This is a genomic window from Sphingobacterium sp. ML3W (assembly GCF_000747525.1).
Classification (GTDB): Bacteria; Bacteroidota; Bacteroidia; order Sphingobacteriales; family Sphingobacteriaceae; genus Sphingobacterium.
Genome location: NZ_CP009278.1, coordinates 4,010,561 through 4,024,867, shown reverse-complemented (window position 1 = coordinate 4,024,867; position 14,307 = coordinate 4,010,561). Strand labels below are relative to the sequence as shown.

8 protein-coding genes are annotated in these 14,307 nt (G+C 39.4%); 7 read left to right on the top strand and 1 reads right to left on the bottom strand.

Annotated elements, in window-relative coordinates; translation table 11 throughout:
* Nucleotides 1-131: 131 nt before the first annotated feature.
* Entirely contained in the window at nucleotides 132-803 is a 672-nt protein-coding gene (locus KO02_RS17220; RefSeq protein WP_038700273.1) for a nitroreductase family protein, read from the bottom strand.
* 1,448 nt (nucleotides 804-2,251) lie between these two features.
* On the opposite strand from KO02_RS17220, the gene KO02_RS17215 reads away from it, so the two are divergent.
* From KO02_RS17215 to KO02_RS17185, 7 genes are read left to right on the top strand one after another with little or no spacing between them, the layout of a single operon-like run.
* A complete protein-coding gene (locus KO02_RS17215; RefSeq protein WP_051960014.1) occupies nucleotides 2,252-5,536 on the top strand; it encodes a SusC/RagA family TonB-linked outer membrane protein in 3,285 nt (1,094 codons plus the stop codon).
* 16 nt (nucleotides 5,537-5,552) lie between these two features.
* Complete coding sequence (locus KO02_RS17210; RefSeq protein ID WP_051960013.1) at nucleotides 5,553-7,028, top strand: RagB/SusD family nutrient uptake outer membrane protein; 1,476 nt, start codon at nucleotides 5,553-5,555, stop codon at nucleotides 7,026-7,028.
* 45 nt (nucleotides 7,029-7,073) lie between these two features.
* Entirely contained in the window at nucleotides 7,074-9,755 is a 2,682-nt protein-coding gene (locus KO02_RS17205) for a c-type cytochrome (RefSeq protein ID WP_038700269.1), read from the top strand.
* 6 nt (nucleotides 9,756-9,761) lie between these two features.
* Nucleotides 9,762-10,835 carry an aldose 1-epimerase family protein gene (locus tag KO02_RS17200; protein ID WP_038700266.1) on the top strand — a complete coding sequence of 358 codons (1,074 nt, stop codon included), beginning with the start codon at nucleotides 9,762-9,764 and terminating at the stop codon, nucleotides 10,833-10,835.
* A 16-nt stretch (nucleotides 10,836-10,851) separates the two neighbouring features.
* Nucleotides 10,852-12,063, top strand: a complete 1,212-nt coding sequence (locus KO02_RS17195; protein WP_038700264.1) for a hypothetical protein — start codon at nucleotides 10,852-10,854, stop codon at nucleotides 12,061-12,063.
* Nucleotides 12,064-12,087: 24 nt separating this feature from the next.
* Nucleotides 12,088-13,125, top strand: a complete 1,038-nt coding sequence (locus tag KO02_RS17190; protein WP_038700262.1) for a sugar phosphate isomerase/epimerase family protein — start codon at nucleotides 12,088-12,090, stop codon at nucleotides 13,123-13,125.
* Between the two features lie 19 nt (nucleotides 13,126-13,144).
* Nucleotides 13,145-14,302: a Gfo/Idh/MocA family protein gene (locus KO02_RS17185; RefSeq protein ID WP_038700259.1), complete on the top strand. Its 1,158-nt coding sequence runs from the start codon at nucleotides 13,145-13,147 to the stop codon at nucleotides 14,300-14,302.
* Nucleotides 14,303-14,307 lie beyond the last annotated feature (5 nt).

The following is a 14,307-nucleotide window of genomic DNA, read 5'->3' as shown; positions in this document are numbered from 1 at the left end:
TTAAGGAGACGGTTTTCTTATTCAAATTAGTAAAATCTATAACTTTAGTATCTGCTCATATTTTTCAAATAGATGATTTTACTAACCATAAGTGATGTAGTTTTTTGATTTAGAAGGGCAACATCATGATTTTATTTCCTAGACAAATCTTCTAAATCAACAATATCTTCTAAAGTCATTTCTGTTATAAATGATTCTCGTGGTGTACGAACTTTTTTCATGTCTAACAACCAATCATTTTCCGCATCTCTATAACCCAGAGGCAGAATTACAGTGCTTTTGTAACCGCTATGCGTTAGCTTTAAAAGTTCATCTAATGTATCTGAATCAAAACCTTCGATAGGTGTAGCATCTATCTTTTGTTCTGCAGCTGCCGCGATTGCCATAGCAAACGAAATGTAACTTTGTTTTGCCGCATGATGGGCTTCCCATTCTTTACCCCTTGAAGAAAAAAGGTTTAAAATAGTGGTTTTATAATCATCCATAGTGCTATAGGGTAAGTCACGCTGATCCATTGTATAGTTAAATACGGTTGAAACCCGTTGATCTGTATATTCATCCCATGCCGCAAAGACTAATAGGTGAGAACATTCCGTAACCTGACTTTGATTATAGGCTACTCGTTTAATTCTTTCTAGCAAACCTTTATCCGAAATAACAATAATTTTGTACTGCTGTAATCCAGAGGAAGAAGGTGCCATTCTTGCAGCCTCTAAAATGTAATCTAATTTCTCTTGTGGTATCATTGTACCATTCATTTTTTTTGTGGCGTAGCGCCAATTTAAATCTTCTATCAAACTCATGATTATATATTTAATTCTATATTCGTATCAAAATTACATTATGGTCATCTGAACTCAGTGACCATAAGCTTTCTAGTACTGACCAAAACTTAATGTGTGAGACGAGATACAAACCATAAGTGATCTTTGCTACGTTTGCGAATAATTGAAAGATCACTATAAAAGGAGGATAATTAGTGTGAATTCCTTCAAGAGTAGAGTTCTTCAAATTACAAATGCACCGAGATGGTTAGTTAAAATGACCCCTAAAATATATGTCATCAAAAAAATGACTTTTTTCATTAGATATTATGGTCTCAAAAATGGTATTCTCAACACAAAAAGGAATTTAGGGAAGCACATATCTCCTGAATCCAAATAAAATATTAATACCATTCATATGAACACGGAATTTTATAAGTTCATCTTTATGCACTACTCTGGAAGAGTAAAAATTAAAATAGTTCGAACCATATTAGTAATTCCTTTCTAATCATGATCTAAAAATATCAGAAAATTATTTTGTTATTGATTTTCAGATATTTAATAGTTTTTTATTGATGTAAGCATTTTTAGATCGTCCAAAAAATGGTTCGAAAATTGTCCCGAGAGGACGACAAAAAAGCTCTAACGAAAGTTAGGGCTTTTTTTTTGGAATAAAAATGAGAACTATTTATTTTTAAGACTCGGATTTCTGAGTTGGATTAATTTTTTCCCTCGACGTTGTTATATTTAAGCTCTCTGTTCAGCAGATAGCTTTTTTTGTTTTAGTATCCCCATGACTATTTAAATAAAAAAGCATACAAAGTCACGACTTCAATTTAGCGAAAGATCCATTAGCTATTAGAATGATTAAACTAAAGGAGGTAATTTCCGAGTATATTCTCCAAAAATGCTAATGCGATTCCTTGTATATATAAATTAATAGAACCTAGTCCTAGACTATGATTAGTTTTTTCTAAGTTTTAGCGTACGTAATCAGTATATGGGACATTGTCGTAAAGTCTCGGATTCTAATTTTTACGAATTGTTATTCGCGCTAGCTATTCTCCAACTGTGAGATGAAAAATGAGTGACTTTATATATAAAACATGATTGTACTTTAATTCATTACCATTTTTCAAGTAATTGCTTTTACTTTTTTATTGGCAGTCAGGATAGTGCAGGATGCTTAAGCTATAATGGATTTTTATATTTGAACTAGCTTTAGAAAAGCAAGCCTTAGTCTTTTGATTATAAACAACTTATAGGTGTCTTTTGTTCTGGACCCTAATATCTTTATAGAATATAGAATGGAAAACTTTAATAAAAAAGGAGGTTTAGGTATGGGGGAAGAAATTGTACTAAAACTAGCTTGAATAAAAACCCGATAGTGTTGTAGCACCATCGGTATTCATCTAAGGCCTTATATAAAATTAATAGTAGAGTGTCGAACTCTTAATCTTAAAACCATCAAACCTTGCAAAGTTATGCAATATGATCAATTTAACAAAAAAATAACTAAGAATTTTACAGTCAATAATTTACGCATTGCGCAGACTGAAAAATATCCAAATTTCCTTCGGGGGCGATCTAGTCTTTTGAAGGTATCACTATTGTTTCCAGGTATCTTTTTCATACAGCTGTCTTCTGCTCATATTTCAGTAGCAGGGACTGTGGGTATTAAAGCTGATTTGGTATCAAATCATGGGAGACTATTTGAAAATAATTCGGGGGTAACGAGTGTTAGTATTCAGGAACAGTTTACCGTTAGCGGCATCGTCCGTGATGCGGAAGGACGTCCTATTCCTGGCGTTACGATACGGGTGAAAGGTACCGATACAGCCACTTCTACCGATGAGAATGGTCATTATGAGATAACCCTAAATAAGGGACAAACTTTATCATTCCGAAATATAGGTTATACCAATCAAGAAATCGAGGTTAAAAAGTCAGGAGAACAGCATGTGACTTTAATAAACTCATCTCAAGAAATCGATGAAGTGGTCGTGGTGGGCTACGGTAGTCAACAGAAAAAGGATGTTACTGGATCGATTGCTTCAGTTTCCATGAATAACGTACGTGGACAAGCGATTGCCAGTCCTGATCAAGCCTTGACTGGCCAGATTTCTGGCGTTCAGGTCAGTACCTCTAATGGTACGCCCGGAGGTGGACCCAGGATCCGTATCCGGGGTATTGGTGCCATTGGAGCGGGGGCATCACCTTTATATGTCATTGATGGATTTCCAGTTCCTTCTACTTCAAGTGAACGATCTAATCCATTGACTGCGATCAATCCCAGCGATATTGAATCTATGACGGTATTAAAAGATGCTTCGGCAACAGCAATTTACGGATCGAGGGGGTCTAATGGTGTTATCTTAATCAACACAAAAAAAGGTGCTGTTGGAAAACTGCAAATCAGTGTTGCGGCAAGTACTGGTTTGCAACAAGTGCCACAAAAAGGAAGACCCAGTATGATGAATGCATCGGAGTTCGCTCAGTTTCGCAAAGAGTCTATTGAAGATAAAATTCGATTTGAGGAAGGTCGTGAACCAACAATAAATGATATTCCAGAAGAATATCGGAATCCTGCAGCTTTGGGGGCTGGTGTCGACTGGTATGATGCGGTCACCCGAATCGCACCGATGTCGGATTTCAATGTGAGCCTTAGTGGTGGTAATGAACAGGTACGTTCTTTTATCTCTGCAGGCTATTTGAATCAGTCCGGAGTCATGCTCAATACAGGTTTTGAAAGGTTCTCTGTTCGGGCCAATGTCGATGGCAATATTGCTAATAAGTTAAAATTGGGAATGAACATCGCACCAACTATTTCTTACCTTAAAGGTGGTGTTAGTGGACAAGGGAGGGATGAGTTTTTTGAAATTGCGACGCCAGTTTCCAGCATCTATAACGCAGACGGTACGTACAATCCCTATATCGTTTCACCAGGGGCTTTTGGTAACCCCAATCCGGTTATGTTTTTGAATCAGCGTGTAGATAAGAGTAATAAACTGAAAATGTTGATGAGCACCTATGCTGAATACAGCATACTTGCCAATCTCAAGTTTAAGACGACTTTTAACGTCGATTATCAAGATGAAAGTGGAGAATACTTCCGTCCATCTACGATACCAAACCAAAATGCACCTGGCCTGTCTATTCCGAGTGGTAACTACACCCGTGGTCAATATATCAACTGGGCTAATGAAAATACCTTGACTTATGATTATAGATCGGAAAATGGTCATAGCATTAATGCCTTGGCAGGTTATTCCGTGCAGTCTCAAAAAGATAAATCTGCAGGATTTAACGGTTCACAGTTCCCGGATGATGATATCCAGACCTTAAATGGAGCCGCCCGCATTACAGGTGGTACCGGTATTGAAGACTGGGCATTGATCTCTTATTTGGCAAGGGTAAATTATACTTATAAAGAGCGGTATATCTTGACGGCATCTTTTCGTTCGGATGGTTCATCTAGATTTGGTAGGGATAATCAATGGGGGTCTTTCCCGTCCGTTGCATTGGGTTGGCGAGCATCCGAAGAAAATTTCTTGAAAGATGTGACTTGGGTGGATGAGTTAAAATTAAGAGCCTCTTATGGACGAAGTGGTAACTTTAATATCTCTAACTATGCACCATTAAGCAGTATCGGGACAGGCAATTATGTATTTGGTGGAAGTTTAGCACCAGGTCGTATTATGAACAGTTTAGGAAACAGTTATTTAGGGTGGGAAAAGATGAAAGAACTAAACATCGGTTTGGATTTTGCAACTTTAAATAACCGCTTGACATTTACTGCGAACTATTATAAGCGTAATACGCTAGATTTATTGCTTAATACGCCGATTCCGCAGTCTTCTGGATTTGCATCTGTAACGGAAAATCGTGGTGATGTGGAGAATACCGGATTTGAATTTTCGTTAAGTTCGGCTAACATCGTGCATGATAATTTTAAATGGAACACCGATTTTAATATTTCATTCAATAGAAACAAAGTAATTGCATTAGGAAGAAGCACTGATCCTATTTATTCAGGAGCGAGCTCTGAAGGTAACTTTACCAACGTCACTCGTATCGGTCAACCTGTAGGGATGATTATCGGTTATGTGGTTGAAGGAATTTATCAAAATCAAGCAGATTTAGATAAATACGCAGCCTTTCCGGGAGCTATCCCAGGTAACTTGCGTATGCGGGATGTCAATGGCGATGGCGAGATAACACCGAATGATGATTTTGACGTAATCGGTAATCCTTATCCCGATTTTACTTGGGGCATGACCAATACACTTTCTTATAAAAACTTAGACCTGCGGTTTATGATGGTAGGTGCTATGGGACAAGAGATGTTGCATGCTACTCGTTTTTATACGGATAATATTGATGGGGTATTCAATGTACGGAAAGAGGTGGCAGACCGCTGGCGCTCTGAAGATAATCCAGGTAGTGGGTTAGTTCCAACTACAAATGGTACCGGTAGAGGTCGTGTTATGTATCGCGATACGCACTCGCTATTTGTTGAAAAAACAGATTATGTATGGGTCCGTAACATCACTTTAGGGTATACATTTTCTAAAAGTATCAAAGGGGTAATCAAGGATATCAGGGTCTATGGAAATATTCAGAATCCTTTCTTGATCACAGGATATGATGGTAACCCAGAAGGGACCAATATCAATAGAGGTGATATTAGTCCATTAGTACAGGGCCTTGACTATTCGGCCTATCCGGTTCCAAGAATCTATACTCTCGGATTGAATTTCAATTTTTAAGTCTACAGTTATGAACATGAAATATATTTTATTGGCTTTTGGATTACTGAGTCTATCCTCATGTAATCACCTACTAGATGTTAAACCTTACAGCTTTTCTAGCGGTGATAATTACTATGAAAATGAAGGACAGGTCCTTCGTGCTGTAAATGGAGTGTACGGCCGCTTGCAAGGTTTGTATACAAGTGATTTTTGGGCCATGACCGAAATGGTTTCGGATAATACCAACTATCAGTATGATGAGACGGATAGAGGAACACAGCAAAGGGAAGAGATCGATGAATTTTTAATAACCTCTTCGAATACTTATATTAATACAATCTGGGCAACATTATATAGCGTGGTGCAAGAGTCTAATGTGATTTTAAGTCGCATTGATAAAGTCCCTTTTACCGATGAGGGGTTGAAAAAGCGATATATTGGTGAGGTGAAATTTATACAGGCATTGACATATTTCCATTTGGTACGCTTGTTTGGGGAAATCCCATTACATACTACGGAAGTGGCAAATCCTACTGATGCTTTTAAAGATGGAAAAGCATCGGTGGATGAGGTGTACTCGGTAATCGTGCAGCATGCTAAAGATGCGGTAGCGAGTCTCCCGGATAGTTATGATAAGAATAATGCAGGACGAATTACGAAGGGTGCTGCATTGACATTATTGGGAGATGTGTATTTGACAAGAAAGCAATATGCTGAAGCAGCTTCAACTTTTCAGGAGGTTACCAAATTGGGCTATGCTTTATTGCCTGATTATGCAAACTGTTTCAATCCGAATAATAAAAATAATGAAGAGTCCATATTTGAAGTGCAGTATGATCAATCCGTGGAGGGGGAAAACAGTAATTTCATCTATATGTTTGGACCACGAAATGGGAAGCTGAAATTAGTGGGATATTCTGGTAATCTGGGGGGATCCAATATTCCGACACCTAGTATCTACAATTTGTATGAGACTGGTGATGTTCGAAAAGATAAATCAATTGCCTTGTTTGACGACCCTTCAAATACACAATATCAAGAGGCTGTCGCATTTGGTGGGAAAATACCTTTTATCAAAAAGTTTTACCATGCACCGTATATTGAAGATGGACGATCCAATGAAAATTGGCCAATATATCGCTATGGTCATGTACTGTTGCTATTGGCAGAGGCACAAAACGAAGCGGGTGTAGGTGATCCTTATACCAATCTGAACTTGGTGCGCAAACGTGCTGGTCTAAAACCGCTAATGGGGTTGACTAAAGAAGGATTGCGGGATGCAATTGCAAAAGAACAACGTATTGAGGTTGCTTTTGAGGATCACAGATGGTATCAGTTATTGCGTACAGGAAAAGCTGAAGAAGTCCTAAACGCTCACGGAGTGGAGGAGAAAAAACGGCTTTCTCGTTTGAGTACGGCTTCTTATAATGTGCAACCTTTTAAGTTATTGTTTCCTATTCCACAACGTGAAGTGCTGACCAATGGAATTCCACAAAATACGGGATATTAATCAATGATGAATAAACAAAACAGTATATCAGCTTAAAGAATAACAATGAGAAAAATTAATAACATACTGCTAATGTTGTTTGCCATTTTTCTGCTCATTTTAGCAGGAGCATGTAGTGAACAGATTAAAGATGAGGGTGTCAAAGATGAGAATCCAAAGACCAAGAAAATTGTTTTACCTGAGGGTTTTGCTGTAGATCATATCTATAGCCCATCGGATAATAAACAAGGATCATGGGTAGCGATGACCTTTGATGATAAAGGTAGAATGATTACCTCCGATCAATATGGTGCATTGTTCCGCATAGAATTGCCGCCAATTGGTTCGGATAGTACTATTAAACCAAAGATTGAAAAATTGGATTTTCCAACAGATAATCCTGCAGATACCAGTTCAACGAAAGTAGGGATTGGTTTTGCTCAAGGGTTGTTGTGGGCGCACAATAGTCTGTATGTTGTGGTGAACCATAATCCTAATGAACAGTTTTCGAAAGGTAGTGGTTTATACCGTTTACAGGACACAAATCAGGATGATAAACTGGATAAGATAACACAATTATTAGCCTTAAATGGTGAGGGTGAACATGGACCACATAGTGTTGTGCTTGGACCAGATTCGGCTATATATTTAATTGCAGGTAATCACACGGATCTGCCGAAGATGGATGCATACCGTTTGCCATCAAATTGGCATCACGATAATCTATTCCCTCATATTGTAGATCCACAGGGTCATGCGACCGATCGGAAAGAACCTGGGGGATGGATAGCTAAGACCGATGCAGAGGGTAAACACTGGGAGATGATTAGTGGTGGATATAGAAATCCTTTTGATATTACTTTTAATGATGATGGTGAAATGTTTACCTACGATTCGGATATGGAATGGGATTTTGGGATGCCTTGGTACCGTCCAACGAGAATTTGCCATGTCATCAGCGGAGGTGAATTTGGTTGGCGGACTGGTAACGGTAAGTGGGATCCGAGTTATCCGGATAATCTTCCAGGTATTTTGAATATAGGACAGGGTTCTCCAACGAATCTTTTGTATGCTAGCAAAGCGAAATTTCCAGATAAGTATAGAAATAGTCTCTTGGCGTTTGACTGGAGTTTCGGTATTATCTATTCTGTTCAGTTAAATCCAAAAGGAGCAAGTTACTCTGCAAAAGCGGAAGAATTTGTCTCAGGATCTCCACTTGCATTGACAGATGGCGAGATTGGCCCCGATGGCGCATTATACTTCTTGACTGGAGGTAGAAAATTGGAGTCGGATTTATATCGGGTTTATTACACAGGACATGCTGATATCAAAGAAAATAAAACAAAGAAGGAACTTCCTAAAGATATTGCTTTACGTAGAGAAATCGAGCAATACCACAAGCTTTCGGCGCCAGGTACGGTTGAAAAAGTATGGAAATACCTTGGTAATCAAGATCGCTTCATCCGTTACGCGGCACGTATAGCAGTGGAACATCAACCAGTGGAAACATGGAAACACCTTGTATTTGAGGAGAGAAATGTAGTCCGCTTGACTGAAGCGATGTTAGCTTTAGCAAGAAATGGAGATAAGTCGCTTCAAGCTGAAATGTTCAATAAGTTGGCAACTATTGATATTTCGAAGCTTCCGCAACAGATGTTATTAAATTTGTTACGTGTCTATGAGGTTAGTATCGCAAGAATGGGTAATCCAGTTGATGCACAACGTGTCCTTCTTTCGCAACGATTAGGGGATTTATATCCTTCGAAAATAAACCTTGTCAATCGTGAACTCGGAAAAGTATTGGTCGCTATTGGCGATGAGGGTGTCGTGCGTAAGACTGTGCCGCTGTTATACTCGGCAAAGGATGATTCGACCAACACCAATTTTATGAGTTCTTCTAACTTAATTTTACGTAATCCACAATATGGCTTGGATATAGCCGACATGTTGGCCAATATTCCTCCTGCGCAACAGATTTTTTTAGCAACGATGTTGAGTACAGCTCATACAGGCTGGACTCCAGAGTTACATGATGAATATTTCAAATGGTTCTATAAAGGGTTTGGTTATAAAGGTGGAAATAGCTACATCGGCTTTATCGATAAAGCGCGGAAAATTGCTCTGGGCAATGTAAGTAAAGATCAACTGGCTCATTATAATAAGATTTCCGGAGATTCCTTGGTTAGCCAATCGGGTAATAGACTGGCAGAAAAAGTAGAAAGTGCCAAAGGACCGGGTAGAGACTGGAAGATTGATACAGCCCTCAAATATATTAATGACAACACTGGTATACGAAATTTCAAACGAGGAAGTGAACTTTTTATCGCCTTGCGCTGTGCTTCTTGCCATACCATTAAAGGTGAAGGTGGATCTGTTGGCCCTGACTTGACCCAGCTGGGTACTCGTTTCTCGACCAAAGATATGTTGGAAGCAATGATTGAGCCTAGCAAGGTGATTTCCGATCAATATGAGTCTAAGGTCTTCCATTTGAAAGATGGGACCAAGCAAATGGGACGACTGATGGGTGAAAATGAGAAGAATTATATCATATCGCAAAACCCATATGCACCTCATCTAACGAAGGAAATCGCTAAAAAAGAGGTGCAGGATATCAAAGTTTCGGAAGTATCCATCATGCCACCAGGAACATTGAATGTCCTAAATCCAGAGGAATTAAGTGATATAATGGCCTATTTGATGGCAGGGGGAAACGAGAACAGTGACGTTTACAAAAAGAAAAACAAATAAATTAAAGTGGATTTTTCAAAGAAAGATTGGTTGGATAAAGTGTCTCATGTGGCACAGGTCGGAGGTATCGAAACTTCGATACTGGATAATGGACGCGGACGTGGTACTCGTATTGCCTGGGTCAATACAGGTACAGGATTACGTTTTAAAGTCGTTATCGATAGGGCTATGGACATTTCGGATGCTTATTTCAACCAATTTAACTTGAGTTGGATCAGTAAGTTGGGGGTAACTGGACCACAACCTTTTTCAGATAGAGATACTGATTGGTTACGCACTTTTGGAGGAGGATTGTTGGTCACTTGTGGACTTACTCACGTGGGTGGTCCTGAAACGGATGCGTTTGGAAGCCGAGGTCTCCATGATCAGATTAGTAATATCCCCGCTGAAATTATCCATATAAAACAACCCGACCTGTTAAATGGAGATCGTGAAATGTCCATTACTGGGAAGATGCTGCAGGGACATGCGCTGGGTCATAATATTGAACTGATTCGTACAATTCGTTGTTATTTAGGAGATCCTACCTTATATATCGAGGATGAGGTACAAAATGTTGGAAACAGCGATGCCCCACATATGTTACTCTACCATTTTAATTTTGGTTGGCCTTTAGTGGATGCCGGTACTCAAATACTGTGGAATGGAAAATGGCAACCGCGGGAATCTGGTGAGTCTAATAAGATATTTAAAGAGGGCAATGATTTTAAGATTTGTCCAGAACCGCGTGAAGATCATCGAGGATCTGGAGAAGAAGCAGCATTTATATCACCAATAAGTGACGATGAGGGAAACTGTCAATGCGGTCTGTTTAATGAGAAATTGAATTTTGCGGTTATGCTAACTTTTAAGAAAGAACAACTTCCCTGGTTGACCAATTGGCAGCACTGGGGACAAGGTGAATATGTTACTGGTTTGGAACCTGGTACACATCCACCACTGGGACAAAAGCAGATGCGAGAATGCAAAGAGCTCGTCTTTCTTAAACCAAAGGAGAAAAAAGTATATCAGCTCGCTTTAACTATATTGGATAAACAGGAAGCAATTCAGGCATTTAAAAATAACATGCAAAACATATAAAAATAAATACGTTGGAATGGAAAACATAGAAAAAGCTTTTGAACAAGGAAAAGGAATCTTCAGGTTGGCGCCCAATTGGGTACCGAGGTCATTTTGTGTGCCTGGAAGAAGGATAAAACTTCACCCGGATGATTATTATATATTAGGTGGTGAGCGCGGGGGAATTGATGAGCGATGGTTTTCTTCTACAACTCCTGCTAAAAACGGACCGTTGACGGGAGAATTTGAAGGACTTAGTTTCGTGGTCTATGAGGAAGATGGCGAAACGAAGCAACTGTTACTATCGGATTGTGTTGCGCATCTGAAGGGGAGATTAATTGGTGATCGGCTTTGGTCTGAATACCAAAGTTGGCCAATGTATTCCAAATTCTTTGATAACATGGGGCCTCTGCCACATCATATCCATCATAATGATGAGAAAGCCGCTTTGATTGAACAAAAGGGGAAGCCGGAAGCTTACTATTTTCCACCACAGCTCAATAATCATGGAGGAGATTTTCCTTATACCTTCATGGGAATTGCTCCCGGTACGTCTAAAGCACAGATAAAAGAATGCTTGGAAAACTTCAGTAAAGGAGACAATAAAATAACCAATTATTCCCAAGCCTATCGTTTAGAACCAGGGACGGGATGGGATGTTCCTCCAGGGTTATTGCATGCGCCAGGAAGTATGTGTACTTATGAACCGCAAAAAGCTTCCGATGTATTTGCTATGTATCAATCATTGGTTAATGAGGCCATCATTCCAGAGGAATTGTTATGGAAGGGTGTTCCCGAAAATAAACAAGGCGATTACAATGCATTAATGGATATCATCGATTGGGAACTTAATGTGGATCCCAACATGATGCAGAATCGATTTATGAATCCGAAACCAGTTATACCAGAAGCGGAAATGGAAATCGAGGGTTACAGTGAGAAATGGGTCTGTTACAAATCCACAGCTTTTAGTGCAAAAGAATTGACAGTTTTTCCTGGAGAGACTGTTACGATTAAGGATAATGCTGCATATGGATTGATTATGATGCAAGGGCATGGAAAGTTGAATGATTGGGCGTTGGAAACACCGGCACTAATACGTTACGGACAGTTGACTTATGATGAGTTTTTTGTTTCGGAAATGGCAGCAATGCAGGGCGTTGTAATTAGAAATGATTCGAAAACAGATCCGATTGTCATGTTGAAGCATTTTGGACCAGATAACCCGGATTTGGTAGTGGAGGATTAATTACTGGATATAAAAATAGAACATATGAGCAAGAACAATTTTCCGAAATTGCACAATGCGACCTGGCCGGGTATTGTGGGGAAGGGGGATCATGAACCTATCATCTCTTTAGATGAGCTACTGCAAAAAACAGCGAATGCAAATGTCAACGGTATTAAATTTGATGGTATTGACCTTGGTTTATTCACTCCGCACGTAAAACTGGATTCTTCAGATGATAATGTAAGTCTTGTTGTGGATAAAGTTGGGGGCTATGGTCTAGAAATAGGTACTCTGGTTGCGCCGATATGGCCACCTGATGGTGGTTCGGCGATGGGTACTCAAGTAGATAGAGACCGCTTTGTTGCAGTTGTACAAAAGGCAAGTGAGTTTGGTTACAAATTGAGAAAACAAGGTATTCGAACCAATAATGTCATTCGTATAGATTCTGCTACTAGTGTAGCAGAATGGGCTAAGAGTCCGGTTGAAAACACAAAGATAATTGCTGAAACATTTAGACGTGCTTGTGATGTAGCTGCTGAGTATGGAGAGCGGCTTGCGGCGGAAGGAGAAATCTGCTGGGGTGGAATGCAAAGTTGGAAAATTATGTTGGAAACTTTAGAGATGGTGGATAGGGACAATATGGGATTTCAAGCTGATATGTCTCATACTTTTTTATACCTACTGGGATACAATGAGCCTCAGGATCGGATTCTTAAAACGGATTTCCAATGGGAAGATCGAGCCGAGCTGGAACGAGGTCTTCAATTCTTGACAGATAAGCTTCGTCCTTGGACGATTGATTTTCATGTTGCACAGAATGATGGAACAGTATTTGGCTCTGGTACGCATGATAAAACTGGAAGACATTGCTTGCCGACTGACCCGAATGGTAAACTGGATATTGTGAAGGATGCAGGATACTGGCTTCGTGATGCAAACGGTAATCCGACCAAGGCTTTTGACCATATCTGTTGGGACGGATGTATGTTTCCCAATGAAGTTATGCATAAGCAAGAAACCTGGAATTCAATTCTAGAAACACTGATTAAAGTGCGGGATGCACACGGCTGGTCAGTATAAAATTTAGATGTTATTTGTTATGAAGAAAAAAGAATTAAGAATAGGATTGATTGGCTGTGGATTTATGGGAAGAACCCACTCTAATGGTTATCAACGTGTCAGTAATTTTTTTCCTGATCTGGAATATTTACCTATACTAAAGGCTGTCTGTTCCCGTAGTGAGGATAAGGTCAAAGCTTTTGCGGAACAATGGGGGTACGAATCTTTTGAAACGGATTGGAGAAAATTGATCAATCGTGATGATATCGATGCTATTGATATTTGTACACCTAACAATATGCATATGGAAATAGCTACGGCAGCAGCAGCAGCAGGAAAAATGGTTTTATGCGAAAAACCCTTGTCCAGAACTCTGGAAGAGGGAGGGAAGATGGTTGATGCGGTAGAAAAAAACAATGTTAAGAATATGGTATGGTACAATTATCGTAGATTACCAGCTGTCACCCTCGCTAAACAGATCATAAATAGTGGAAAACTGGGGAAAGTTTTCCACTATCGGACCAATTTTCTACAGGACTGGACCATAAATGAAAACCTACCGCAAGGTGGTCGAGCTTTCTGGCGTATGGATGCTGAAGCTGCAGGTTCTGGCGTGACAGGAGATCTTCTTGCGCATTGTATTGACTTGGCTATGTGGCTGAATGGTGGTATTAAAGATGTTTCTGCCATGACTGAGATTTTTGTGAAGCAACGATTGCATGAGGATACAGGTAAAATGGAAGATGTCAAAATTGATGATGCTTGTATTTTTCACTGTCATTTTGATAATGGTTCTTTAGGGTTATTTGAGTCTACCCGCTATGCTAGAGGGCATAAAGCACTTTTTACATTTGAAATCAATGGTGAAAGAGGCTCTCTACGTTGGGATCTTCATGACCTCAATAAATTGGAATATTTCAACAATGAGGATGAATCAATAGTGAAAGGTTGGCGATCCATCCATGTTACTGATGGCGATCAACCCTACATGGACAAATGGTGGGTACCAGGATTATCGATTGGTTATGAACATTCTTTTGTTCATCAGGTAGCTGATTTTCTAAAGAGTATAGAAACTGGTGAAGAATGTCACCCAACTTTCCAAGATGCCTATGAAACACAAAAAGTCTGTGAGGCTGTTTTACTATCAGCTAAGAATAAATGTTGGGCGGATACAGACGTAGATTGGAACAATTAATTTGA

Excerpts from the sequence above, each read along its gene's own strand:
- KO02_RS17220 (WP_038700273.1), bottom strand. The coding sequence starts at position 803 with ATGAGTTTGATAGAAGATTTAAATTGGCGCTACGCCACAAAAAAAATG.
- KO02_RS17185 (WP_038700259.1), top strand. The coding sequence starts at position 13,145 with ATGAAGAAAAAAGAATTAAGAATAGGATTGATTGGCTGTGGATTTATG.
- KO02_RS17190 (WP_038700262.1), top strand. The coding sequence starts at position 12,088 with ATGAGCAAGAACAATTTTCCGAAATTGCACAATGCGACCTGGCCGGGT.
- KO02_RS17205 (WP_038700269.1), top strand. The coding sequence starts at position 7,074 with ATGAGAAAAATTAATAACATACTGCTAATGTTGTTTGCCATTTTTCTG.
- KO02_RS17210 (WP_051960013.1), top strand. The coding sequence starts at position 5,553 with ATGAAATATATTTTATTGGCTTTTGGATTACTGAGTCTATCCTCATGT.
- KO02_RS17195 (WP_038700264.1), top strand. The coding sequence starts at position 10,852 with ATGGAAAACATAGAAAAAGCTTTTGAACAAGGAAAAGGAATCTTCAGG.
- KO02_RS17215 (WP_051960014.1), top strand. The coding sequence starts at position 2,252 with ATGCAATATGATCAATTTAACAAAAAAATAACTAAGAATTTTACAGTC.